This window comes from Chelatococcus sp. KU-N122, from assembly GCF_055391085.1.
This window is the reverse complement of record NZ_AP043981.1, coordinates 4,715,087-4,739,547: the sequence shown is the minus strand read 5'-3', so window position 1 is coordinate 4,739,547 and position 24,461 is coordinate 4,715,087. Positions and strand designations below refer to the sequence as shown.

The 24,461-nt window shown below is 69.2% G+C and carries 23 protein-coding genes; 9 read left to right on the top strand and 14 right to left on the bottom strand.

Annotated features, from left to right (window positions below):
• Positions 1-55: 55 nt before the first annotated feature.
• The 8 genes from ACZ5PO_RS21355 to ACZ5PO_RS21320 form a co-directional block, all read right to left on the bottom strand.
• Complete coding sequence (locus ACZ5PO_RS21355) at positions 56-868, bottom strand: FAD binding domain-containing protein (RefSeq protein WP_464183744.1); 813 nt, start codon at positions 866-868, stop codon at positions 56-58.
• 12 nt (positions 869-880) lie between these two features.
• Positions 881-3,268: a xanthine dehydrogenase family protein molybdopterin-binding subunit gene (locus tag ACZ5PO_RS21350; RefSeq protein WP_464183743.1), complete on the bottom strand. Its 2,388-nt coding sequence runs from the start codon at positions 3,266-3,268 to the stop codon at positions 881-883.
• A 19-nt stretch (positions 3,269-3,287) separates the two neighbouring features.
• Positions 3,288-3,770, bottom strand: coding sequence for a (2Fe-2S)-binding protein (locus ACZ5PO_RS21345; protein WP_464183742.1), 483 nt, complete (start codon positions 3,768-3,770; stop codon positions 3,288-3,290).
• Between the two features lie 124 nt (positions 3,771-3,894).
• Positions 3,895-4,995, bottom strand: coding sequence for an ABC transporter ATP-binding protein (locus tag ACZ5PO_RS21340; protein ID WP_464183741.1), 1,101 nt, complete (start codon positions 4,993-4,995; stop codon positions 3,895-3,897).
• Positions 4,995-5,855: an ABC transporter permease gene (locus tag ACZ5PO_RS21335; RefSeq protein WP_464196968.1), complete on the bottom strand. Its 861-nt coding sequence runs from the start codon at positions 5,853-5,855 to the stop codon at positions 4,995-4,997. Before ACZ5PO_RS21335 ends, ACZ5PO_RS21340 begins: the two co-directional genes overlap by 1 nt.
• Positions 5,856-5,878: 23 nt before the next feature.
• Entirely contained in the window at positions 5,879-6,754 is an 876-nt protein-coding gene (locus ACZ5PO_RS21330; protein ID WP_464183740.1) for an ABC transporter permease, read from the bottom strand.
• Positions 6,755-7,021: 267 nt separating this feature from the next.
• Positions 7,022-8,368, bottom strand: a complete 1,347-nt coding sequence (locus ACZ5PO_RS21325; RefSeq protein ID WP_464183739.1) for an ABC transporter substrate-binding protein — start codon at positions 8,366-8,368, stop codon at positions 7,022-7,024.
• A 362-nt stretch (positions 8,369-8,730) separates the two neighbouring features.
• Positions 8,731-10,413, bottom strand: a complete 1,683-nt coding sequence (locus ACZ5PO_RS21320) for a class I adenylate-forming enzyme family protein (protein ID WP_464183738.1) — start codon at positions 10,411-10,413, stop codon at positions 8,731-8,733.
• Between the two features lie 415 nt (positions 10,414-10,828).
• On the opposite strand from ACZ5PO_RS21320, the gene ACZ5PO_RS21315 reads away from it, so the two are divergent.
• The gene (locus ACZ5PO_RS21315; RefSeq protein WP_464183737.1) at positions 10,829-11,473 is read left to right on the top strand and encodes a hypothetical protein; all 645 of its coding nucleotides are present in this window, start codon (positions 10,829-10,831) and stop codon (positions 11,471-11,473) included.
• A gap of 115 nt (positions 11,474-11,588) precedes the next feature.
• On the opposite strand, the gene ACZ5PO_RS21310 is transcribed toward ACZ5PO_RS21315, so the two are convergent.
• The gene (locus ACZ5PO_RS21310; protein WP_464183736.1) at positions 11,589-12,212 is read right to left on the bottom strand and encodes an FMN-binding negative transcriptional regulator; all 624 of its coding nucleotides are present in this window, start codon (positions 12,210-12,212) and stop codon (positions 11,589-11,591) included.
• A 242-nt stretch (positions 12,213-12,454) separates the two neighbouring features.
• Here ACZ5PO_RS21310 and ACZ5PO_RS21305 point away from each other — a divergent pair, with 242 nt between their 5' ends.
• The 4 genes from ACZ5PO_RS21305 to ACZ5PO_RS21290 all read left to right on the top strand — a co-directional run bounded on the left by ACZ5PO_RS21305 (position 12,455) and on the right by ACZ5PO_RS21290 (position 15,974).
• The gene (locus ACZ5PO_RS21305) at positions 12,455-13,480 is read left to right on the top strand and encodes a DUF2855 family protein (protein ID WP_464183735.1); all 1,026 of its coding nucleotides are present in this window, start codon (positions 12,455-12,457) and stop codon (positions 13,478-13,480) included.
• Positions 13,481-13,532: 52 nt separating this feature from the next.
• Positions 13,533-14,270, top strand: coding sequence for a phosphatase PAP2 family protein (locus ACZ5PO_RS21300; RefSeq protein WP_464183734.1), 738 nt, complete (start codon positions 13,533-13,535; stop codon positions 14,268-14,270).
• Between the two features lie 112 nt (positions 14,271-14,382).
• Positions 14,383-14,631: a zinc-finger domain-containing protein gene (locus tag ACZ5PO_RS21295; RefSeq protein WP_464183733.1), complete on the top strand. Its 249-nt coding sequence runs from the start codon at positions 14,383-14,385 to the stop codon at positions 14,629-14,631.
• A gap of 104 nt (positions 14,632-14,735) precedes the next feature.
• The gene (locus ACZ5PO_RS21290) at positions 14,736-15,974 is read left to right on the top strand and encodes an FAD-dependent monooxygenase (protein ID WP_464183732.1); all 1,239 of its coding nucleotides are present in this window, start codon (positions 14,736-14,738) and stop codon (positions 15,972-15,974) included.
• A gap of 410 nt (positions 15,975-16,384) precedes the next feature.
• On the opposite strand, the gene ACZ5PO_RS21285 is transcribed toward ACZ5PO_RS21290, so the two are convergent.
• Positions 16,385-17,122 carry an SDR family oxidoreductase gene (locus ACZ5PO_RS21285; RefSeq protein ID WP_464183731.1) on the bottom strand — a complete coding sequence of 246 codons (738 nt, stop codon included), beginning with the start codon at positions 17,120-17,122 and terminating at the stop codon, positions 16,385-16,387.
• Positions 17,123-17,224: 102 nt separating this feature from the next.
• Between ACZ5PO_RS21285 and ACZ5PO_RS21280 the strand changes: the two genes are divergently transcribed.
• From ACZ5PO_RS21280 to ACZ5PO_RS21270, 3 genes are all read left to right on the top strand, one after another.
• The gene (locus tag ACZ5PO_RS21280) at positions 17,225-18,172 is read left to right on the top strand and encodes an AraC family transcriptional regulator (RefSeq protein WP_464183729.1); all 948 of its coding nucleotides are present in this window, start codon (positions 17,225-17,227) and stop codon (positions 18,170-18,172) included.
• 68 nt (positions 18,173-18,240) lie between these two features.
• Positions 18,241-18,960 (top strand): glutathione S-transferase, encoded by a 720-nt coding sequence (locus tag ACZ5PO_RS21275; RefSeq protein WP_464183728.1) that lies wholly within the window; start codon positions 18,241-18,243, stop codon positions 18,958-18,960.
• A 143-nt stretch (positions 18,961-19,103) separates the two neighbouring features.
• Positions 19,104-20,321, top strand: coding sequence for a CaiB/BaiF CoA transferase family protein (locus ACZ5PO_RS21270; RefSeq protein ID WP_464183727.1), 1,218 nt, complete (start codon positions 19,104-19,106; stop codon positions 20,319-20,321).
• 34 nt (positions 20,322-20,355) lie between these two features.
• Here ACZ5PO_RS21270 and ACZ5PO_RS21265 read toward each other — a convergent pair whose 3' ends face one another.
• Positions 20,356-21,108: a competence/damage-inducible protein A gene (locus ACZ5PO_RS21265; RefSeq protein WP_464183725.1), complete on the bottom strand. Its 753-nt coding sequence runs from the start codon at positions 21,106-21,108 to the stop codon at positions 20,356-20,358.
• Positions 21,109-21,195: 87 nt separating this feature from the next.
• On the opposite strand from ACZ5PO_RS21265, the gene sfsA reads away from it, so the two are divergent.
• Positions 21,196-21,915: a DNA/RNA nuclease SfsA gene (sfsA, locus tag ACZ5PO_RS21260; protein WP_464183724.1), complete on the top strand. Its 720-nt coding sequence runs from the start codon at positions 21,196-21,198 to the stop codon at positions 21,913-21,915.
• 153 nt (positions 21,916-22,068) lie between these two features.
• On the opposite strand, the gene ACZ5PO_RS21255 is transcribed toward sfsA, so the two are convergent.
• From ACZ5PO_RS21255 to ACZ5PO_RS21245, 3 genes are read right to left on the bottom strand one after another with little or no spacing between them, the layout of a single operon-like run.
• Positions 22,069-22,707 carry a nucleotidyltransferase family protein gene (locus ACZ5PO_RS21255; protein ID WP_464183723.1) on the bottom strand — a complete coding sequence of 213 codons (639 nt, stop codon included), beginning with the start codon at positions 22,705-22,707 and terminating at the stop codon, positions 22,069-22,071.
• Positions 22,704-23,750 (bottom strand): molybdopterin-binding protein, encoded by a 1,047-nt coding sequence (locus ACZ5PO_RS21250; RefSeq protein ID WP_464183722.1) that lies wholly within the window; start codon positions 23,748-23,750, stop codon positions 22,704-22,706. The genes ACZ5PO_RS21255 and ACZ5PO_RS21250 overlap by 4 nt, the downstream gene beginning before the upstream one ends.
• The gene (locus tag ACZ5PO_RS21245) at positions 23,747-24,448 is read right to left on the bottom strand and encodes an XdhC family protein (RefSeq protein ID WP_464183721.1); all 702 of its coding nucleotides are present in this window, start codon (positions 24,446-24,448) and stop codon (positions 23,747-23,749) included. The genes ACZ5PO_RS21250 and ACZ5PO_RS21245 overlap by 4 nt, the downstream gene beginning before the upstream one ends.
• Positions 24,449-24,461: the final 13 nt, after the last annotated feature.

Genomic DNA, 24,461 nt, shown 5'->3' with positions numbered 1-24,461 from the left:
TCATCCGCTCTGTCGAAGGGGTGCGCCGCGTCTCCGGGACAGCGCGGCGCCCGCGTTACGCCGGGCCGCGCAGCTCCAGGGCGTTCTGCACGGCGCGGCGGGCCATGACGCCGACCAGATGCGCCTTGTAGGCGGCCTCCGCGTGGATATCCGAGCTGAAGGCGTCCGCATCGACGTGGATGCCGGCCACCACGGAGGGCTCGAACCGGTCGGTCAGCGCGCTCTCGAAATCGGGCAGGCGCGCCACGCCCAGGGCACGGCCGTTGACGGCGACGCGCACGCCGACGCTGGTGTCGGCCACGAACACCCCGACGGTGGGGAAGCGCGAGGCCGGGCTGCGCAGCTTGGCGTAGCCCGCGGCCTTCGGCACCGGGACGCGCACGGCGAGGATGATCTCGTCCGCCTCCAGCTCCGTCTCGAACAGGCCGACGAAATAGTCGTCGGCCGCGATCTCGCGCTTGCTGGTCACGACGACAGCGCCCAGCGCCAGCACCGCGGCCGGGTAGTCGGCCGACGGATCGTTGTTGGCGAGCGAGCCGCCGATGGTGCCGCGGTTGCGCACCGCCGGATCGCCGATCGATCCCGCCAGTTGGGCGAGCCCCGGAATCAGCGCGTTGACGAGGGACGAGGCGGCGACCTCGGCATGGCGGCTCATGGCGCCGATGACGAGCGCATCGCCGTCCTGCCGGATGCCGCGCGCCTCGGCGAGGCGCGACAGGTCGACCAGCGCCGGCACGGCGGACAGCCTCAGCTTCAATGTCGGCAGCAGGGTCATGCCGCCGGCGAGCGGCCGGCTGTCGGCGACGGCGGCGAGGATGGCGGCGGCTTCGGCCACCGCACCTGGCTGGTGATAGTCGAACGCCTTCATGGCTCCCCCCCACTACTCGGCCGCGCGCGGCAGCGCGGCGTTCTGGATCACGCGCCAGATCCGGTTGGACGTCGCCGGCATGTCGACGTGGGTCACCCCCAGGTGCGCGAGCGCGTCGACGACGGCGTTGATGACGGCGGCCGGCGAGCCGATGGTGCCGACCTCCCCACATCCCTTCACGCCCATGGGCGTGTGGGTGCACAGGGTCGAATGGGTGGCGACGTTCATGTGCGGGCTCGTGTCCGCCCGTGGCATGCAGTAGTCCATGAACGAGCCGCTGAGCAGCTGGCCCGAGCTCTCGTCGTAGACCGCCGTCTCGCAGAGCGCCTGGCCGATGCCCTGCACGATGCCGCCGTGCAACTGCCCCTCGACGATCATCGGGTTGATCACGGTGCCGACATCGTCGACGCCGGTGTAGCCGACGATCACCACGGTTCCCGTCTCCGGATCGACCTCGACCTCGCAGATGTGGGCGCCGCCCGGATAGGTGAAGTTGACGGGGTCGTAGTAGGCCTGCTCCTCCAGCCCCGGCTCGAGGATCTCGAGGGGATAATTGTGCGGCACGTAGGCGGCGCCCGCGATCTCGGCGAAGGTCTTGCTGCGGTCGGTGCCTGCCACCTTGAAGACGCCGGCCTCGAACACGACGTCGTGCTCGCCTGCTTCCAGCAGGTGGGCGGCGATCTTCTTGCCTTTGGTCACCACCTTGTCGCTCGCCTTGGAGAGCGCGGCGCCGCCGACCACCAGCGAGCGCGAGCCATAGGTGCCCATGCCGAACTGCACCTTGTCGGTGTCGCCGAAGACGATGTCGACGTCATCGAAGGCGACGCCGAGCTTTTCCGAGACGATCTGGGCGAAGGTGGTCTCGTGGCCCTGGCCGTGGTTGTGGGTGCCGATCAGCACCGTCACCTGCCCCGTCGGGTGGACACGGACGGTGGCGCTTTCGTAGAGGCCGCCGCGGGCGCCCAGCCGCCCGGCGAAGCGCGACGGCGCCAGCCCGCACGCCTCGATGTAGGTCGAGAAGCCGAGCCCCCTGAACTTGCCGTTGCGCGCCGATGCGGCCTTGCGGGCGCCGAAGCCGACCACATCCGCGGCGGCCAGCGCCTGCTCCAGGCAGCCGGCCGGATCGCCGGAATCGTACTGCAGCAGCACCGGCGTCTGGTACGGGAAGGCTTCTTTGGGGATCATGTTGCGGCGGCGGATCTCGACCCGGTCGATGCCCATCTCGGCCGCCGCCACGTCGACGATCCGCTCGACCAGGAAGGTGGCCTCGGGCCGCCCGGCGCCGCGGTAGGCGTCCACCGGCACGGTGTTGGTGAACACGACCTTCACGTTGCAGTAGATCTGCGGCATCACGTAGACGCCGCTCAGCAACGGAGCGTAGAGGTTGGTCGGAATATTGGGGCCGAAGGTGGATAGGTAGCCGCCCATGTTGGCGAGCGTCACCACTCGGAAGCCCAGGAACTTGCCGGTCTCGTCCAAGGCGAGCTCGGCCTCGGTGACGTGGTCGCGGCCATGCCGGTCCGAGACGAAGCCCTCCGAGCGGTCGGCCACCCACTTGATCGGCTGGCCCACCTTGCGGGCAGCCCAGGTGATCACCGCCTCCTCACCGTAATGGAACTGCTTGACGCCGAAGCCGCCGCCCACGTCGGGCGCCACCACCCTCACCTTCTGCTCCGGCACCTTGAGCACCAGGGCGCTCATCAGGAAGCGCACCACGTGCGGGAACTGGCTCGTCGAATAAAGCGTGTAATGCCCGGTGCCGGCGTTGTATTCGGCGACCGCCGCACGCGGCTCCATCGGGTTGCCGATCAGCCGGTTGTTGACCAGGCTCAGGCGCGCGATGTGCGCCGACTTGCCGAAGGCCAGGTCGGTCGCGGCCTTGTCACCGAGCTCCCAGTCGGCGCACAGATTGCCGGGCACGTCGTCGAACAGCAGCGGCGCGCCGTCGCGCACCGCGTCGAGCACGCCCACCACCGCGGGCAGCGTGGCGTAATCGACGGCGACCAGCTCGGCTGCCTCGCGCGCCTGCTCCAGCGTCTCGGCCACGACGAAGGCCACCATGTCGCCGACGAAGCGGACCTTGCCCTGGGCCAGGAGCGGGAACGGCGGCTCCTTCATGGGCTCGCCCGACTTGTCCATGATGCCCCAGCCGCACGGCAGGCCGCCGAGCTCGTCGGCCGCCGCGTCGTCGCCGGTGAGCACGGCGAGCACGCCGGGCGCCGCCAGCGCGCCGCCCGCATCGATGCCCTTGACGATCGCGTGGGCATGCGGCGAGCGGATGAACACACCGTAGCTCATATCCGGCCGCTTGATGTCGGACACGTAGTTGCCGCGTCCGGTGAGGAAGCGGAAATCCTCCTTGCGCAGGGGTGCTGCACCGATGCCGATCGCCTTGCCCATGGCTCGAGGTCCTCCCTGCCTAAGCCGCGACGTCCGACGAGCCGCGCATGGCGGCGGCGCCGGCGAGGATCGAGGCGACGATGTTCTGGTAGCCGGTGCAGCGGCAGATGTTGCCTTCCAGGCCGGCGCGGACCTCGTCCTCGGTGGGCTCCGGATTGTCCGTGACCAGGGCGACCGCCGTCATCACCATGCCCGCCGTGCAGAAGCCGCACTGCAGGCCGTGGTTGAGGTGAAAGGCCTGCTGCATGGGGTGCAGCACCTCACCTTTGGCCAGCCCCTCGATGGTGGTCAGCGAAGCGCCGTCCAGGGCCGGCGCCAGCAGCGTGCAGCTCTTCACCGCCTTGCCGTCGAGCAGCACGACGCAGGCGCCGCACTGGCTGGTGTCGCAGCCGACGTGCGTGCCGGTGAGCCCCAGGTGATCGCGCAGCAGCTCGCTGACCAGGGTCGACGGCGCAACCTCGACCTGACGGGGCTTGCCGTTGAGCGTGAAGCTTAAGGCCATGATTGTCCCTCGTGTTGCTTGGAGTGAGATGATTTCCTTCGACATCAGCTCACTTTAAGTCTTTTGTCCTTGTTCTGAGCGTGATCTTGTCCAAGAATCGGTGTCCATTTTTTGGGATCACGCTCTAGGCGAGCAGGCGCGCCCGGTCGGCCTGCCAGGCGGCGACGGCGATGTCGCCGATCTCGAGCGGGTCGCGAAAGAAGTCGCGCTCGGGCACGTAGGCGACGAACTCCGACGGCCCGAGCGCATCGAGCATCACCTTGACGAAGTTGCCCTGGTACTCGACCCCGAGCACGCGGGTGGAGATCGACGACATGCCGTCGGCGACAGGCTTGCCCGGACGCAGCAGGACGATGTCGTCGCGGCGCACCGCCACGTCGATCGTGTCGCCCGTGTCGGGGCGGGACGCGCCGAGCGGCACGGCGACGCCGCGCAGCTCTGGCGCCGCGAGCGTCACGCTGACGCCGTTGACCCGCTGCACCTTGCCGGAGAAGACGTTCTGGCCGCCGAGGAACTCGGCGACGTAGCGGTCCTTGGGCGTCGCGTAGATGTCGCGCGCCGGGCCCGCCTGGCGGATCACGCCCTTGTCCATCACCACCACCATGTCGGCGAGCGCGATGGCCTCCAGCTGCGTATGCGTCACGTGCACGAAGGTGATGCCGAGCTCGCGCTGCATGCGCCGGAGCTCCTGGCGCATCTGGATGCGCAATTGCTCGTCGAGGGCGGACAGCGGCTCGTCGAGCAGCAGCACGCGCGGCTCGGTGATGGCGGCGCGGGCCAGCGCTACGCGCTGCTGCTGGCCGCCCGAGAGCTGCGCTGGCAGGCGGTCGGCAAGCTCGCCCAGCCGCACCTTCTCGATCATCGCGTCGGCGGCGGCGTAGCGCTCGGCCTTCGACCGGCCGCGCACGCGCAGCGGAAAGGCGATGTTGTCGCGCACGGAGAGGTGCGGGAACAGCGCATAGGACTGGAACATCATGGCGGTGCGCCGGGCCACCGGCGGCAGGCCGACGACATCCTCGCCGCCGATGAGGATCTCGCCCGTGGTCGGCTCCTCGTGGCCGGCGATCATGCGCAGGATGGTGGTCTTGCCACAGCCGGAGGGGCCTAGCAGGCAGCAATAGGCACCGTCCGGGATCTTCAGGTTGATGCCGTCGACAGCCATCACCTGGCCGTCATAGCTCTTGCAGACGCCGGCAAGCTCGATATGGCCTGGCCCGAGGCTCATCACGCATGTCCTCCTGGGCGCGCGCCGTTGGCACGCCGCCGCTGAATAAGCGCGATCGTCGCAAGACTCGCGCCGATGATGGCGAAGGAGATGATCGTGGTGACCGTGCCGAGCGCGTAGAGCGACGGCGAGGTGACGTTGAGCGTCATGCTCCAGATCTCCAGGGGCAGGGTGTTGAGGGACCCGGCCGTCTGGAGCGTGCGGGCGAACTCATCGTAGGAGAGGGTGAAGCCGAACAGGCCGACGGCGATCAGGCCCGGCGCGATGATCGGCACGATGACGAGCCAGATCGTCTGCCAGCGCGAGGCGCCCAGATCCCACGCCGCTTCTTCCCAGGCGCGGTTGAAGCGGGACATAACCGCGAACATCACCAGCACGCCGAACGGCAGCGTCCAGGACAGCTGCGCGCCGAGCGCCGAGGTGTACCAGTTGGCCTCGATGCCGAGCGCGTTGAACATGAGCCCGGTGCCGATGCCGAGCACGAGGCCGGGCGCCACCAGGCTGCCGATCATCAAGTAGAACACCGCGGTGTCGCCCGGGAAGCGGCGGCGGAAGGCGAGCCCCGCCATGAACGACACCACGACGGTGATCAGCGTCACCATGACGGCCAGCTTGATGGAGCGGTCGAACGAACCCTTCACGTCGCCGGTGCGGACCTGGGTGAACAGATCGACGAACCAGTGCAGGGACAGGCCCTTCATGGGAAAGACCAGGCCGCCGCGCACATCCTGGAACGACAGGATGTAGATGCAGATCATCGGTCCGTAGAGCGCGACCACGTAGAGGACGAAGAGCGTCGCCAGCGCGTAGAAGGTCCACGGCCGCCCGTCGCGGCGCGCGGCCGCCCGAGCCCGCGCCATGGACGCTGCCGTCGCGAGCGCGGTCATTGGGCGATCTCCCGGCGGATGTCGACGGAGCGCAGGATGAGCAGCACCACCGCTGTCAGCAGCAGCGTCAGCAGCACGGCGCTCGCCGCGGCCGCCGGATATTGCAGCACGCCGATGTCCTCGTAGAAGGCGCCCACCACCGAGGCGGTGCCGCCGCCCGACATCACCTTCACCACGAAGAAGTCGCCCATGACGATGGAGATGACGAAGATCGAGCCGAGCGCGATGCCGCTCTTGGTCAGCGGCACGACGATGAGGCGCAGCACGTCGAAGCGGCTGGTGCCCGCGTCGACGGCCGCCTCCAGCAGGCGTTTGTCGATGCGCGCCATGGAATTGAAGATCGGCACGATCATGAAGATGGTGAGCTGGTGCACGTAGGCCACCACCACCGCGAAGCTGGAAAACAGCAGGAACTCGAGCGGCTGGCCGATCAGGCCCGTCTTGATCAGCGCCGTGTTGATCAGCCCCTCCTTCCCGAGCAGCGGGATCCACGAGATCATGCGGATGATGTTGGAGGTCCAGAACGGCACCGTGCACAGCAGGAAGAGGCCGATGGCGAGCAACTGGTTCCTGACGTGGAAGGCCAGGAAATAGGCCACGAAGAAGCCGATGATCAGCGAGAAGAACCAGGTCAGCACCGCGAACTTCACCGTCTCCATGTAGAGCGCGAGGGTGAGCTTCGACGTGAGCAGCCCGCCGTAGTTGGCGAGCGTGAAGGTGCGGATCAGGCCACCGAAGCCGTCGCTCTCCAAAAAGCTCGCCACCAGCACGATGACGATCGGCAGCACGAAGAACGGCATCAGCACCAGCACCAGCGGCGAGACCAGCAGCCAGCCGGACCACTTGCCGCGAGAGGGAGACGACGGGGTCATCGCGGTTCCATTGCGGATGAACGGGACGTCATTCGAGCGAGTGCAGCAAGAGCCGTCGGCGGCCCAGCTGCGTACCTCGCCCCGCTTGCGGGGAGAGGTCGGATCGCGTGCAAAGGCGATCCGGGTGAAGGGGCTCTCCGGAGAGAGCACGACGCCGGTCGTCGCCACACGGCAAGCCCCCTCACCCTACCCTCTCCCCGCACGCGGGGAGAGGGGCGCCCAGCAGCTCAGCGGACGCGATAACTTGAGGCTTACGCATGGCCACCGTCAAGCAACCTTGAAGTCGTTCCAGCGCTTGTTCATGTAAGCGCTCTCGTCCATCAGCGTGTTCCAGCAGGAGATGTTGGTCACGCGCTCCAGGAACGATCCGCCGTCGCGCTTGGCGCCCGGCTGCTCCATGGGCACCCCGTACGGGTCGTTGATGACGGCCGGGGCGGGCTTGCCCTCGTACCAGAAGTCCCATTCCGCCGGAGTCAGGAACTTCTTGGCCGTCGACGGTACCGGGCTGTAGTAGCCGTAGCGGGCGACGAAGCCACCCTGCCAGCCGGACAGGTACCAGTTCAGGTATTCGTAGGCAGCCTCGAGCTTCTTGCCGGATAGATGCTTCATCAGCGCCATGCCGTTGCACCAGCCGCGATAGCCTTCCTTGCCGTTCTTCAGGTTGACCGGCGCGTAGACGCAGGGAATGCCCTTGACGCGGACGGCGGCGACGGCGGGCGACCACATCGACTGGATGATGACCTCACCGGCGGCCATGAGCTGCACCGACTGGTCGAAGGTGGTCCAGGTGGCGCGGAAGTGCCCGGATTTCTTCAGCTCGATCAGCTTGTCGATGGTGAAGTCGATCTCGGGCTTGGTCATGTTGCCCTTGTTGCCGTACTTGATCAGCCCAGCGCTTTCGAAGCACAGCGCCGCATCCATGATGCCGATCGCCGGTACGTCGAGAATGGCCGCCTTGCCCTTGAACTTAGGGTCGATCAGCTCCTTCCACTCGGTCACCTCATGGCCGACGAGGTCGGGACGGTAGCCGATGGAGTCGGCGTTGTAGACCTGGGGCAGGAAAGTCATCCAGTCGCTGACGCCGTCGTGCAGATCGGTGGCGTCCGGCTTGGCGATGTACATGGCTTCGTAGGGCGAGATGCCCTGGCGCGGAATCTTGTGGCCGTTGATCTCACCTTTTGTGAAGATCGGCAGGATATTGTCGAACTCCTTGATCTTCTTGACCTCGATGCCCTGAATGACGCCGCGCTTGGTGGCGACCTTCGACTGCCAGCCCTCGACGTCGGCGATGTCGACTGAATTGGGCTGGGTGACGAAGCGGTTGATGGCGGCCGAGGTATCGAGGTTCTGCATCGTCACCTTGAAGCCCAGGTCCTTGGACGCCTGGTCGCCGATGGCCTTGACGACCGAGTACGAGACGCCGACGTGGCGCAGCTCGATGTCCTTGATCTCCTGGGCCCAGATGGTCGGGAAGCCGGTGATCGCCCCGGAGCCCGCGGCGGCGCCGGCGGCCGCGGCGCCGGCCTTGAGGAACGTCCTGCGGCTGAGCCCCTCGCCCGTCGTCTCGACTTGAGGCGTGGCGGGCGCAGACGAATCGGTCGTGTCTTTGCTCATGACAGCAGCTCTCCCAGCTTGATGATTACTTTCAGCTGAACGCGACTGCTTGCGCAGATGGCTGAACTGGGAGTGAGGCTATGGAAGAGATCTGGCGATGCAAAATTAGAAGTTATGCGAACGGCTATAAACGAAACTCATGTGCTCGCAGAATGCGCAGATCTCCAGACCGGGGCGCTGCGAATTGGGCACGTCCGCCACGCGGACCGCATGGCCGCGAGGCGCGCCAAGGCCCGATCTTGGCGATTATCGCTTTACATTCAGCGATGAGCTCGACGCAGCGCCCTGACCGGAGTGCAGCGGTCGACGTGGCGAATGCCTCTGAAATCTTCGGCCACGCCGATTGGCCGAAGGAAAGGTCATCACCTCTCGAACAGCGCCCTCAGCTCGCGCTTGAGGATTTTGCCGGTCGCCGTGCGCGGCAGCTCCTCGGTGGTCAGCCGGACGGTGGTCGGCACCTTGAAGCGGGCGAGCCTGCCGGCGACATGCGCCAGGATCACCGGCGTCGGATCGCCCTCCCCGTCTGCGGCCACTTGCGCCGTCACCTGCACCACGGCGGCGACCTCCTCGCCCCACTCCCGGTGCGGCACGCCGATCACGGCGACGTCGAGCACCAGCGGGTGCTCGATCATGGCGCTCTCCACCTCGGCGCAATAGACGTTCTCGCCGCCGCGGATCACCACGTCCTTCTTGCGGTCGACGACGTAATAAAGGCCGTCCCGGTCGCGGTAGCCGAGATCGCCGGTACGGAACCAGCCGCCGCCGAACGCGGCGTCGGTCGCATCGGGGTTGCCCCAATAGCCCGGGATGATGTTGGGTCCGTGCGCCCACAGCTCGCCGACCGCGCCGTCCGGCACGTCGCGGCCGGCGTCATCGACGACGCGGATATCGGCGGTGGGCATGGGCCGCCCGACGCTGTCGGGATGGGCCAGGTACTCAGCGCCGGAGTTGGAGATGACGGCGCTCGTCGTCTCGGTCAGGCCATAGCCGTTGCCGGGCGCCACCTTGGCATCGAAGTCGCTGCCGATGCGGCGGATCAGGTCCGGCGGCACCGACGCGCCACCCGACGTGAGGCCTTGCAGCGTCGACAGGTCGCCACCCATGTCCGCTGCCGCTTCGAGCAGTTGGCGCACCACCATCGGCACGCCGCCGGCGCTGGTGAGCTTGTGCCGCTCGATCAGCCTGACCGCCTCCGACGCGCTCCAGCGGTACATGACCACGAGCTGGGCCCCCAGCGCCGTGTTCACGTAGAGCCCGGTCATGCCGCCGATGTGGAAGAACGGGAAGGTCTGCAGCGCGCGGGGCTGCGGCACCTCTGCGCCGGGCGCCAGCCCGGCGAGCCGGCGGCCGGCCTCCACGCCGAGCAGCGAGTTCCAGAGGTTGGTGACGTGGTTGGCGTGTGTCGCGACGGCGCCCTTCGGCCGGCCGGTGGTGCCGGACGTGTAGAGGATCGTGGCAAAGTCCTCCGGGCCGATCTCGGCGTCCGGCAGCACCTCCCCGTCGCCCGCCGTTGCGGCCACGAAGCTCAGCCCATGCGCCGGGCTGTCGCCGGCGCGGGCCACCACCAGGGTCTTCGGCGCCAGGCGCGCCAGATCGGGCGCCAGCCGCTCGAGCCGCTCGCCGTCGAGCAGCAGTGCGCTCGCTCCGCTGTCCTCCAGCGCGTAGGCGAGCTCCGGCCCCGTCCACCAGGCGTTGAGCGCGACGGTGACCGCGCCGATGGCCTGGCAGGCCCAGAAGCTGACCACCCATTCCGGGTAGTTGCGCATGCCGATGGCGACGCGATCGCCCTTGGCGATGCCGCTGGCGCGCAGGTGATGGGCCAGCGCCGCCACACGACGCCAGTGCTCGCGGAACGTCAGCGTCTCGTCGTCGTAGGTGAGGAATGGCCGCGCGTCGTAGGCCCGCGTCGCCTCCAGCACCGCCCGGAGCGAGCGCGGCGCATGGGCGTAGACGCGCGCCCGCAGCCCATGGGCGTCGGTGGTCTCGACGATCTCGAAACGCCCCTCCCGCGCGAGCTCGGCGACCAGCTCAGCGCGCGTCGGCATGGACGGGACCTAGCGTGCAATGGTCGGAGGGGATGGGATTCAGGCGAAGCCGCAGCTGGGCATCGGTTCGGAGAAACTCGGTCATGCAGGTCATGGAACGGGGCGCGCTTCCTCTCCGTCCGACTGGAGGCGGACGTTGGCTGCACCATAAGCTTGGTTATGCATGGCAGCAATGGGCCGGCACTCCTGCGAGGGGTGCGCGAGGACGTGCGGAACCGCACGCGGCTTGCCGCTGCACCGAAAAATCCACCAAGCTTGGCCTTGAACGCCAAACGCTCGCACATCACGTTGGTTGCACCGAGGAGGCCATACGCGCATGCTAGCCACGTCGACGCCGGTGCTTCACGCGAGGGAGGCGCCAGTCGCGCCGCGCTGGAGGAAGCCCGACTTCTTAGTTGGCATACATGTCGGCGGCATGATCGATGTGTTTACCGAGGCGGGCGCCGGCTTCGGCGCGCCGGCCGCCACCAGGTCGCTGGCTTCCATCGTAAGACGTATTGCACCGTTGAAGCCGAGCCATGTCGTCATCGGCGGCTCGGGGGAGCTGACCGATCTCATTGCACGAGCGCTCGTCGACGCCGGCATTTCGGTTACCATGCGCGGCGAGTTGCCACCGCATTGCATCGCCAAGCCGTGGGTCCAGACCAGGCCGGGCGACCGGGCCGCGCTGGTCCTTGGCGACTACCTCACCGCCAGTGCAGCGAGCTGCGGCGCGCGGTCGGCCGACACCGATGGGCCGGTCCGGAGCGCCGCACCCGAGCCGACGTCGTCCCCAGGAGAGATCTCCACCAAGTCCAATAGCCGCGCCTTCGACGTCGGCTGGTTCTTGGCAATCACGGCGATCCAGTTTGTGCCGTTCTTTCTGATCGCCTGGTGGATGTCCGCATCGGCCGGCAGCGCTTTCTGGTGGGCTAGCGCTCTGGCACCGCTGTCATCAATCAACTTGGAGTTCATCGGGAGGGGCTGGCCCTCGCTCTTCGAAATCGTGAAGGCGGTCGTCGACGTGGGGGAAATGGTCTTCCAGGCCGTTGTGGCAATCGTCGGTGTCTTCTCCTCGTAACGCGCCGGTCGCCACATCGCACGCCCACCTCGTTGCTCGCCGTCTGGCAGCCGGTCACGCCCGCACCAGGTAGAGCCGCCGCCACCATCGACATGAACTCCGCCCCGCGCCCCCCTCAAAGTGGGATCAGCCCCGCGACGCGGCGCTCATCGGCCTCCGCGCTGGCCGCAAGCCCGGCGGCGACGCCGGCCCGATCCTCCGCGCTGCGGTTCTGGCTCATCTTGCGCTTGCCCTCCAGCCGCGCGATCGGCATGCGCAGGCCGACGATGCCGCGCAGCTGTGCCTTGACAAACTCCGGCGGCGCATCGCTCACCGCCCAGGGCTCCGCCCGCGCGTGCTCATGGAGGTCCGTCAGCCGCGTCACCACCGCGAGCAGGCGGTCGGCCTCCTCGAAGAACTCGACCGGCCCGTAGGCGTGCACGGCGATGTAGTTCCAGGTCGGCACCACCTTCCCGGTCTCCTGCTTGGTCGCGTACCAGGAGGGGGAGACGTAGGCGTCCGGTCCGTTGAATAGGGCCATGGCCTCGCCGACCACCGGCTCGGTCCACTGGCTGTTGGCGCGGGCGAGGTGGCCGTAAAGCACGCCGTGCTCGCCCTCGCCCGGGTCCAGGATCAGCGGCAGCGGCGTGCAGATCAGGCCGGACGGCGTGGCGGTGACGAAGCTCGCAAGCCGCGCCGCTCGCATCATCTCATGCAGCACGGGCAGCCCGCTCTCGCGGAACGCGGGTGGGACGTACATCGGGGTCTCCTGATCGAGCCCGAAGCTTCGTCCGAGACCGGCCCGCCGTAAACGTCCAGTTTTCACACGATCGATGGAGCCAATCGGAGCTCAACAATCGGCAAAACCACGGCGCGGGCGTGCGTGCCGCGCAACGGGCGTTGCGGCCTTCGCGTTCGTCCGTCTCCATCCGCTCGGCTATCCCGGCTCGCATGACAGGCATTATTCGAGACGGATCCGGCGCGACGAGCTGGACGCTAGAGGTGTCGCGCACCGACTTTCACCGGACGCGCGTCGTCGCCGAGGTCGACGGCCGGCCGCCCCAGCCGGGTGAAGTGGTGCTGGCGGTGGAGCGCTTTGCCCTCAGCGCCAACAACCTCACCTATGCCGCGACCGGCGACACGCTCGGCTACTGGCAGCTCTTTCCCGCCGCCGACGGCTGGGGGCGGATCCCGGCTTGGGGGCACGCCGTCGTCGTCGCCTCGGGCCACGACGATGTCCGCCCGGGCGAGCGCTTCTTCGGCCTGGTGCCCATGGGCAACCGCCTCACCATGCGGGCGAGCCGCAGCCGGCTCGGCCTGCGCGACGACAGCCCGCACCGGGCCGGGCTCAACCCGGTCTACAACCAATACGCCGCCACGCGCGAGACCGATGCCGTCCGGCTCGAGAACGACGTCCTGTTCCGGCCGCTGCTGATCGCTTCGTTCGTGCTCGACGCCTTTTTGCGCGAGAACGACGTCTTCGGCGCTCGCACCGTCGCGGTGATCAGCGCGTCGAGCAAGGTGGCGCTGGGCCTCGCCATGCTGCTCAAAGAGGCCGTCGCGGTCGCCGGCGTGACCTCGCGGCGCAACGTCGGCTTCGTCGAGGGCACCGGGCTCTACGACCCGGTGCTGGCCTACGATGATCTCGATCGTCTGCGCGGCCTCGGCCCCTGCGTTGTCATCGACCTGGCCGGCGATTCAGCGCTCGCCGGTCGCGTCACCGCAGAGCTCGGCGAGGGCGCGGTGCGCGCCATCCGGGTCGGCGGCACGCACTGGGACGCCGGCCTGGCGCAGGACGCCGAAGCCTTCTTTGCCCCGACGCACATCCAGCGCCTGGTGAAGACGTGGGGACCGGCCGGGTTCGAAGAGCGCCTCTCGGCGATGCTCGGCCGCTTTGCCGAGCTGTCGGCCCCCTGGCTCACACGGACCTACGCCGACGGGCCGGAGGCCGTCGCCGGCGCCTATGAATCGCTGGCCGACGGCCGCATCGATCCCGCGCAGCTTCTGATCGCCCGGCCCGCGCGCTGATCTGGAACAAGCTAATCTGGAACACGGGGGCCCGGCGTGGCACACCGGGCCGATGAGCCTGATCCCATCCGTCCGCAGCCTCGCCAGCCGCATCGGCCGCCAGGAGGTCGGGGCGCTGGTCGCCCTCCTCGTCTCGGCCGCGCTGCTGCTCGCCTTCGTCAACATCGCCAACGAGGTTGCCGAGGGCGAGACCCTCGGCTTCGACAAGGCCATCCTGCTGGCGCTGCGCACGCCGGGCGATGTCAGCGAGCCCATCGGCCCACACTGGGTCGCCCTGGCCGTCAAGGACCTCACCAGCCTCGGCGGCACCGCCGTGCTGACGCTCGTCACGCTGGCGGCCATGGGCTATCTCGCCATGGCCGGCAAGCGTCATGCGGCGCTGCTGGTGCTCGTCTCGGTCGGCGGCGGCACGATTCTCAACTGGGCGCTGAAGCATATCTTCAGCCGGCCCCGGCCGGATTTCGTCGCGCACGTGGTCGATGCGAGCTCGTGGAGCTTTCCCAGTGGCCACGCCATGCTGTCGGCCATCACCTATCTGACGATCGGCGCCCTGCTCGCCCGCGTCGAGCCCAAGCGGCGGCTGAAGGCCTACCTGCTCGGCCTCGCCATCACGCTGACCCTGCTCGTCGGCGCCAGCCGCATCTACCTCGGCGTACACTACCCGAGCGACGTCCTGGCCGGCTGGACCGTGGGCGCCGCCTGGGCGATCCTGTGCTGGGAGGTGGCGCAATGGCTGCAGCGGCGTGGCGAGATCGAAGGCGACGACGCGGATCCGCCGGAGACGAGCTGAAGCCCCACCCGAGCAGCCGCCATCCACTTTTTGCAGCCATTCGAGACTAGCGGCGCCAGGCGCAAGTGCCTATGGTGCGGCGCAGTTCGATCCGAGCCCCGAGAAACGCGACATGGCCGACCACGGCGTCCCGCATTTCCAGAACGACCTCGGTGTCGCGACGATTCACGTCGGCGCGCGCGAGTTCATGTGCATCGGCGCGCGGCCGCCGTTCGACCATCCACACATCTTCATCGACATGGGCGATTCGGACGAAGCCATCTGCAGCTATTGCTCGACGCTCTACAAATTCGACCCGAGCCTGGCGGCAGGGGCCTGCGAGCCGCCCGAGTGTCGCTGGGCGGATGACGTCACCGCCTAGCAGCTCCGCAACGGTGGCTGTAAAGCCCCCCGCATAGCGGCATGGGTTCATCGGCGCGCGTTGCTGGCGGCGGTGCAGAGCTAAGGCCGACGGACAATCTTTCCATGAGCGACGCCGGACGCGTCATCATCGCCGGAGCCGGCATCGGCGGCCTGACCGCCGCATTGGTCCTGGCCAAGGCCGGGATTGCGGCAACCATCCTGGAGCGTCGCACGGTGCTCGACGAGACGGGCGCCGGCATCCAGCTGTCGCCCAACGCCAGCGGTATCCTCTTTGGCTTGGGCTTCGGCCCGGCGCTGATGCGGCACGCGGTCGAGCCGGCGCGGCTGGCCGTACGCGATCTGGCCCGCGGCCGCCCCCTCGCCGAGGCGCCGCTCGGCGCCGGCATGCGCGATCGCTTCGGCGCGCCCTACCTGGTGATCGCCCGCTCGGATCTGCACACGATCCTGCTCGACGCCGTCCGCAGCCGCACGGACACCCGCCTGCTCGTCGGCCGCACCGCCCTCGGCGCGGTCTCGCACGAGGACAGCGTCCAGGTGGCGGTCGAAACGGCCGGAGGCCAGCGCGACACGCTGAGCGGCGCGCTCCTCATCGCCGCCGACGGCGTCTGGTCGCGCCTGCGCGGCACCGTGGAGCCCGGCGCACGGCCGCGGCCGTACGGCTACCATGCCTGGCGCACCACGCTCCCGGCCGCCGCCGTGCCGGACGGTCTGCCGCGCAAGGAAACCGGGCTGTGGCTCGGCTCGGGCTGCCACCTCGTGCACTATCCCATTGCGGCCGGCCGCCAGGTGAACGTCGTCGCCGTCCAGCGTGCAGCCGGGGCGGTATCGGGCTGGGCCGCGGCCGGCGACGGCAGCCAGTTGAACCGCGCGTTCCTGCGCGCCGCCGCGCCGGTGCGGGCGCTCCTGGCGCAGGCCGCCGAGTGGCGCGTCTGGTCGCTGCAGGATCTGCCGCCGCTGCGCCGCTGGCACGCCGGCCGCATCGTGCTGCTGGGCGACGCCGCCCACCCGGTGCTGCCGTTCCTGGCGCAGGGCGGTGCGCTCGCCATCGAGGATGCGGCGGTGCTTGGCCGTTGCCTGGCCGCCACCGCTCTCTCCGATGCGGCGGCGCTCGATGCCGCGCTGGCCTTCTACACCGAAGCGCGCCGCGAACGGGCGGCGCGCGTGCAGCGGGCAGCGCAGCTGAACGGGCGCATCTATCACCTGCCGGCCCCGCTCAGCCTCGGTCGCGACCTGGTGATGGGCCGGCTCGGCGACCGCCTGATCGACCGCTACGATTGGCTCTACGGTTGGACGCCGGCGGAGTCCGGCGGTCCGGCGGGGCACCCCATCGCCGCGGCGTGACCTGCCTGTCGCGGCGCACTGGTGCCGTGCGGCCAAGCGCCCGGCGCTCGAGTGCCGAGCGCTTGGCCGCACGGCGCGGCGCAGCTATAGAGGTCGCGTCACGCGGGCGTGGCGAAATGGTAGACGCATCGGACTTGAGCGATTGAGTGCTCCCGCGGAAACGCGGGATGCAGAACTGCCCAAACTCGGGGAAACCTTCACTGGCAATCCCGAGCCAAGCCCCGACCGGGGAAGGTGTAGAGACTAGACGGGCAGCACCTAAGGCTTCCGCTAAGGTGAAGGGATAGTCCAGACCACAAACGCCCCTCCCGGGCGGCGGCGAAAGCCGTAGCTGGTACGAAAATCCGTAGGGCCTCGGCCCGTGGGGGTTCGAGTCCCCCCGCCCGCACCATGACGAGGCTGCCCCGGCCTTACGCCTGCGCCGTCGGGCGGATCACGATCTCGCCAACGTCCACATCGTCCGGCTGTTCGATCGCGAAGGCGATCGCTCTCGCGACCGCCGTCGGCGCAATCGCCATCTGCTCCATCGCGGTCGCGGTCCGGGACCGGAGCTCCGGGTTGGTCATGGAGGACGCGAGCTCCGTGCTGACGAAGCCCGGCGAGATGGTCGTCACGCGCAGCTTGTCGCCGGCCTCCTGGCGCAGCCCCTCCGAAATGGCGCGGACGGCATTCTTGGAGCCGGCGTAGACCGCCATGGTCGGCACGATCTTGAGCCCTGCGGTGGACAGCGTGTGGACGAAATGGCCGAAGCCCTGGCGGCGGAAGATCGGCAGCGCGGCCGCGATGCGGTAAAGCACGCCCTTGATATTGACGTCGATCATGGCCTCCCAGTCGTCCACCCGGAGCTCGTCCAGGAGCGAGATGGGCGCCACGCCCGCATTGCTGATCAGCACATCCAGCTTGCCGAAGCGATCGCAGGCGAGGCCCATGAGCCCGGCGAGATCCGCGCGGCGCCTCACGTCGGTCGACGCATGGACGGCCTCGCCGCCCGCCGCGGCGATGTCGTCGCACAGCGCCTGCACGCGATCGGCTCTGCGGGCGCCGAGCACGAGCTTCGCCCCGCGCGCGGCGAGCACCCGGGCCGCCGCCTCCCCGATGCCGCTGCTGGCACCCGTTATCGCGATGACCTTGCCCTCTATCCCCGCCATGCCGCTCCTCCCACGCGTGTTGCGTCCGGCTGATGCTGACGGCAGACTGTCGGATGATCTATGCTGAACGCTCCGTAGAATCGGTTCGATCGTCCACAATCCATGGATCCTCTTTCGGACGTTTTCTCCCTGCTCGATATCCGCACGTCGCGCTGCACGCGTCTGGAGGCGGGCGGCGCCTGGGCCTTGCGCTTTCCCGCCAAGCCCGCCCTCAAGTTCGTTGCCGTGCTGCGGGGGCAGTGTTGGATCATGCTTCCGGACGCGGAGCCGAGCCGGCTCGTCGGCGGTGACACCTTCCTGCTGGCCAACGCGCCGGCCTACGTGCTCGCCAACGACCGGCGGAAGCCCCCCGAAGACGGCATCGCGCTGTTCGACTGGGAGCATTCCGACACGGCCCACCATGGCGGAGACGACACCGTGCTGCTCGCCGGCAGCTTTGCGTTCGAACCGTCAGATGCCCAGTTGGTGCTCGAGCCGCTGCCTCCATTCATGCGCCTGGCAGCGGACGGCCCGGCAGCGGCGATCCTGCGCGGCACGCTGGAGATCCTCGACCGGGAGATCAGGAGCGATCGCATGGGCGCGTCGCTCGTGACGCGCCGGCTCGCGGACGTGCTGCTCGTCCAGGCGCTCCGCGCTCATGTCGCCATGGCCGGTCCGGAAGGCACCGGCTGGATCGGGGCGCTCGCCGACCCGAAGATCGGCGCCGCGCTGCGGCTCCTGCACGGCGACGCCGCGCGTCACTGGACGGTGGCCGAGCTTGCGCGAGCCGTCGGCATGTCCAGGTCCAGTTTCGCCCTCCGCTTCAAGACGCTGGTGGGCGTCCCGCCGCTCGACTACCTGCTGCGGTGGCGCATGCGGCTCGCCCGCAATTTCCTGCGCCGGAACGACACCGTCGCCAGCGTCGCCTCCCGCCTCGGTTACGCGTCCGAGAGCGCATTCGGCAACGCGTTCAAGCGCATCCATGGGCGGGCGCCCAAGCGATACTGGGCGGCGTGCCGGGAGCAGACATCCGACGCGGCTCAGGCCGCGGCAACGACATCCATTCCCTGAGTTGAAGCGTTGGATCAGCGCTGCGCATCATCTCACCGCCTGCGGCAGCGAAGATGGGAGACCGCTCGATGACCTACGAGCTCTACTACTGGCCCAACATCCAGGGGCGAGGCGAATTCGTCCGGCTGGCGCTCGAAGCCGCCGGCGCCGCCTACGTCGATGTCGCGCGCACGCACAAGCGCGGGATGGACGAGATGTTCAAGCTCATGGAGGGGACCGACCTGGCGACGCCGCCCTTCGCCCCACCGTTCCTGCGCGACGGCGACCTGATCGTCGGCCAGACGGCCGCCATCCTGCTCCATCTCGGCGGCAAGCTCGGCCTGGCGCCCCAGGACGAGGCCGGACGGCTATGGACGCACCAGATCCAGCTCACGGTGACCGACCTCGTCGCCGAAGCGCACGATACGCATCACCCGATCGCCGTGAGCCTCTATTACGAGGACCAGCGCGAGGAGGCGAAGCGCCGGGCGCAGGATTTCTGCAGCGAGCGCATGCCTAAGTTCCTCGGCTGGCTGGAGAGCGTGCTGCGGCAGAACCCCGCCGGCGACCGCCACCTGGTCGGCGGTGGCCTCACCTACGCCGACCTGTCGCTGTTCCAGATCGTTCAGGGCCTGAGCTACGCCTTCCCGAAGGCCGCGAAAGGCGCTCTGGCGAAGACGCCCCGCGTCGCCGCCCTGGCCAAGCGCGTGAGTGAGGTGCCGGCGATCGCCGCCTACCTGGCCAGCCCACGCCGCATCCCGTTCAACGAGCAGGGCATCTTCCGGCGCTACCCGGAGCTCGACGGCTGACCGGAAGCCCCCCTGGATCGCATGTTGCGCCGTCGGCGCATGGCGCGCCCGGCGTCGGCGTACGTTGCCGGAGGCGTCCTCGCATGACAGGTTCCCCCATGGTCCCGCGCCACGATGGGACGTGACAAATGGGGAGAATGCCCGTGGTCGATGCCAGCCTGGAACACAGCCCGCAGCCGAGCCTGTTCGCGGGTCTGCGCGTCATCGATGCGGGATCGTTCGTCGCCGTGCCGGCCGCGGCGACGATTCTCGCCGACTACGGCGCCGACGTGATCAAGGTGGAGCCGCCCGGTTCCGGCGATCCGACACGCACCTTCCACCTCACGCCGGGCCTGCCGCCGAGCGAGGAGGCCTACTATTGGACGCTGCTGGCGCGGAGCAAGCGCAGCCTCGCCCTGGACCTCAAGGCGGCGTCCGACCGCGCGGCGCTCCATCGCCTGGTGGCAACCGCCGACGTGTTCATCACCAATATGCCCCTCAAGGCACGCGAGCGGCTCGGCATCGCGCACGCCGATCTCGCGCCCCTGAACGATCGGCTGATCTACGCCTCCTTCACCGGTTTCGGCGAGCAGGGCCCGGAGAAGGATATGGCCGGCTTCGACGTGACCGCCTGGTGGGCGCGTTCGGGCCTCATGGACCAGGTGCGCCCCGACGACAGCAGCCCGCCGGGACGCTCGACGCCGGGCATGGGCGATCACATGGCGGCGCTCGCCCTGTTCGGCGCCATTGCCGCCGCCCTCTATCGCCGCGCCGTCACCGGCAAGGGCGCCCACGTGGGCTCGTCGCTACTCGCCAACGGCGCCTGGTCGAACGCGGTGAGCATCCAGCAGACCGCGGCCGGCGTTCCGATCGCCTATCCCTCGCCCAGGCACGCGGCGACCAGCCCGCTCGGCAACTACTACCTCTGCGCGGACGGCCGCTGGCTCTCCATCGCCCTGACGCCGCCGCAGCAGCTCAAGATCTGGCCGCTGCTGGCCGACGCCATCGGCCTCGGCCACCTGATCGACGATCCCCGCTATCGGACCTCGGAGGCGCGGAGCGAGAACGCCGTGGCCCTCATCGCCCTCATGGACGACGCCTTCGCGGCGCGCACCACGACAGACTGGCGGGCCATCCTGATCCCACGGGGCGTCCCGATCGGCATCGTCGCAAGAGCCGCCGACGCCACGAGCGACGAGCAGATGCGCGCAGCCGGCGTCATCGTGCCGATGGCGTCGGCGAAGGGCGGCGTGACGGTCTCGAGCCCGTTCTGGTTTGCCGACGAGGTCAAACGACCGCCCGGGCGGCCGCCCGGCCTCGGCGAGCACAACCGAGAGATCCTGGCCGAGCTCGCATCGCCAGAGGCCACGAAGACGACCTGAGAACCTGTCGCAGGCGAACGCTCGTCGACGGGCCTTAAGGGATCTTGCCGGCCCGCCCGGGCAACGCCGCGAGCATGGCCTCGACCTCCGCCTTGGCGGCGGCGAGCCGATCGGCGTCGCGGCTGCGCAGGACGAGGTTGGTGTTGTAGCCGTGCTCGTCGTTGAAGGGATAGCTGCCCATCATCACGTCGGGATACGCCTTGGCCAGCACGCCGAACGGCTCGGCCACATCGCCCTCGCGGGCGTCGGCGCGAACACTGACCGACAGCATGCGCCGGCCGGTACGGAGCGTGGGCGTGACGTAGTCCATCATCGACTGCATGATGGAGGGCACGCCGGCCATGACGATGACGTTGTCGAGCCGGAAGCCGGGGGCGCTGGAGACGGCGTTGCGCACGAGGTCGGCGCCGTCGGGGATGCGTGCCATGCGCCGCCGCGCCGGCGTCAGGTCGGCACGGCTCACCCGCTTCAGCATCTCCTCGATGGCCCGCTCGTCCTCCGAGATGCCGACGCCGAAGGCCTTGGCGATGCTGTCGGCGGTGATGTCGTCATGGGTGGGGCCGATGCCGCCGGTGGTGAACAGGTAGGTGTAGCGCACCCTGAGCGCATTCACCGCCGCGACGATCTCGTCCTCCTCGTCCGGCACGACCCGGACCTCCTTGAGATCGATGCCGATGCCGGTCAGGTATTCGGCGATGAAGCCGATGTTCTTGTCCTTGGTACGCCCGGAGAGGATTTCGTCCCCGATCACGAGCACGGCAGCGGTCACCGCTTCTTCCTGGTCCATGGGATCCTCCTGTCCGCCCCGCTCTATCCCTCTGCTGCCGGCGGCTCAAGCTTGAGAAGTGGGTCGCGGCCCTTTATGGGCGGGCCCATGCTGTTTCCTTCGCCGCTGATCGAGGCGCGTCTGCTGCGCCGCTACAAGCGCTTCCTGGCCGACGTCGAGCTGGCGGACGGCACGGTCACCACCGTCCACTGCGCCAACCCCGGCGCCATGCTCGGCCTCACGGCAGCCGGCAGCCGGGTGCTGCTGTCGCGCTCCGCCAATCCCGCCCGCGCCCTGCCGCTGTCGTGGGAACTGGTGGAGATCGACCTGGGGGGCGAGCCGCAATGGGTCGGCATCAACACCGGCCGCCCGAATGCATTGGCCGAAGAGGCGATCCGCAACGACGTCCTGCCCGATCTGACGGGCTACGCCGGGCTGCGACGCGAAGTGAAGTACGGCAAGTCGAGCCGCGTCGACATACTGCTCGACAGCCCCGACCGGCCGCTCTGCTACGTCGAGGTCAAGAACGTCCACCTGATGCGCGAGCCGGGGCTCGCCGAGTTCCCGGACTGCGTCACGCTGCGCGGCGCCAAGCACCTGGAGGAACTGGGCGACATGGTCGAGGACGGCTATCGCGCCGTGATGCTGTTCGTGGTGCAGATGCGCGCCGCCGCCTTCAGTCTCGCCGCCGATCTCGACCCCGGCTACGCTGCCGCCTTCGCCCGCGCCACGGCGCGCGGTGTGGAGACCCTCGTCGCCACCTGCCGGATCGACACGCAGGAAGCCCGCATCACGCAGACGATCCCGCTGCTCCATGCAGGCGCCTGAAGGCTCCTCCCCGCTCGTTGCACGCACAGCCCGGAGCGCTTCGAGATTGGGCGGGCTCACCCAATCGCCGGAGCAGCGCCCCAGATTCAAAAGGCTATGAGCATTCTGCCGTTGGATGGTTCCATCCAACGGCAGAATGCTCCTGGCTCGTGGTCACCGGTCGCCTCGCGTGGGCTCGGTCCCGATCAGCTCGCGCAGGGCCTCCGGCGTATCGACGTCGAGGGCGGCGCCCGGGTCGGCGATCTCCACCTCGACCACGTCCGTCCGGCCCGCCAGCAGCCGCCGCGCGCCTTCGTCACCCGCGAGGGCGGCGAGCCCGGGAAAGAGCCGTCGCGTCAGCAGCACCGGATTGCCGCGCCGCCCGCCGATGAGCGGGACGACCGCAGCAGCGTCGGGATGGGCCGCCTGTGCCTCCAGCAGCCGCGCGATGAGCGCCGGGGTGACCAGGGGCATGTCGCCGAGCAGCACCAGGCAGCCGTCGCTTTCGTGCGGCAAGGCCGCGAGCCCGGCCTGCAGCGACGTGGCGAGGCCATCCGCGAAGCGCGGATTGTGCACCACCCGTAGCCGGCCGGCCGCCCCAGGCAAATCGCCGGCCCCCGCGGCCGCGGCAATGGCGGCCGCGACGGCCGCCGCCTGATGGCCGGTCACGGCCACGACCGGCGTGAGCGGGCTCGCCAGCGCCGCCGCCAGGGCATGCAACACCAGCGGCCGGTCGCGATAGGCAGCGAGCAGCTTGTTGCTGCCCATGCGCGTCGAGCGCCCCGCCGCCAGGACGACGCCGGCGATGCTCATTCCATATCGTCCTCGTCGGCGCTCTCGCCGCCCGCCCGCGGCTGTGGCCGGGAACCGATCTCCATCAAGAGCCCGCCAACGCCGAGCCGGCCGATGTCCGCAGCGGTCACCGGCAGCCCCGCCAGCAGCCGGTGCAGCACCCAGTCGAACCCGTTCTCCTTGGGGCTGCGGGCGCAGCCTGGAGCGCCGATCACCGGGCGGCGGCCCACGCCGGCCGGCAGGCTGCCGACCAGCAGCAGGTTGCCGGGGTCGACGGGCATGCCGAGCCGCTCCACCCGGCCCCCGACCGCCTCGATGCCCGCCGGGATCACGTCACGCCGGTCGGCGATGGCCGAGGCGCCGAAGACGATGATCAGCTCCGCCTCGGCGAACACCGGATCCGCCAGCGCCGCAGCCAGGGCGTCGTCCGCATGGGCGACGCGCCGCTCGGCGATGATGCGCGCGCCGGTGCCTTCCAGGCGGCGTTTGAGCACCCGCAGGGTCTTGGCGACGACGCTCTCCTTGAGGCCGGCGAGTGTGGTCGACACCACGCCGAGGCGCCTGATCACGTAAGGGGCCACGCGGACGACCGGCTGCGCGGCGTACGCCACCTCCTCGGCGCGCGCCAGCAGGTGGCCCGGCGCCGCATAGGGAATGATCTTGACGGTCGCCACCATCTCGCCCGCGACGACCGGCTTGAAGGCCGGCAGCGTGGCGATGGTGATCCGCTCGTCGATGGCATTCACCGCATCGACCGCAGCCACGTCCACCTCGAGCACGCCGGGCGTCGTGGCGAACAGGTTCGAGCGGCCGGTGAACGGGGCCTCGATGCGCACGCCCTCGCCCGTCACGGCGGCGGCGAGCCGTGCCGCCGCCTCGTCCTCGGCAATGTCGTCGGCATCGAGCCGCGCCGCGATCAGGGCCGTCAGGCCCAGCGCCTCGAGCCTGCGCAGGTGGTCCGCGGTCAGCCGCGTCCCCTTCTTGATGTGCACATCGCCCGCATTGATCGCATGGGCGGAAATGGCGCCTTCCGCCTCGGCAACGGGGATGGAGCCGAATCTCATGCGGCCCGCTTCCGCTCGGCGTGCTCGCGCCGCAGCGTCGCAATGATTTCGCCCAGGATGGCAACGGCGATCTCAGCCGGGCTGACCGCACCGATATTGAGGCCGATGGGCGCGTGGATGCGGGCGACGTCGGCTTCGCCGAAACCCGCCTCCCTCAGGCGGTCGAGCCGCTTGGCGTGGGTTTTCCGGGAGCCCAGCGCACCGATATAGAAGCACTCCGAGCGCAGCGCGGCCGTGAGCGCCGGATCATCGATCTTGGGGTCGTGCGTCAGCGCGACGAAGGCGGTGTAGCGGTCGAGCGGGGCAGCGGCCAGCGCTTCGTCGGGCCACTCCGGCAACAGCCGCACGTCCGGAAAGCGCTCCGGCGTCGCGAAGGCGGTGCGCGGGTCGATGATCGTCACGTCGATGTCGACGAGACGTGCCATCGGCGCCAGGGCCTGCGAGATATGGACGGCCCCGGTCGCCACCAGCCGCACCGGCGGCACATGGACCGACAGGAAGTAGCTGCGCCCGTCCGCCTCGACCAGGCCGCTCCGGCCCTGCGTCAGCCGCTCGGCGAGCTCGACGGCCAGCGGGTCCGCCGCGATCGCCTCCGGCGCCACCAGCCGTTGCGCGCCCGAGCCCATGTCGGTCACCAGGATCACTGCCGTACGCTCCCGGCGCGACCTGTTGAGGGCGGCGAGACTATCGAGCTTCATCGGACCGCTCCCC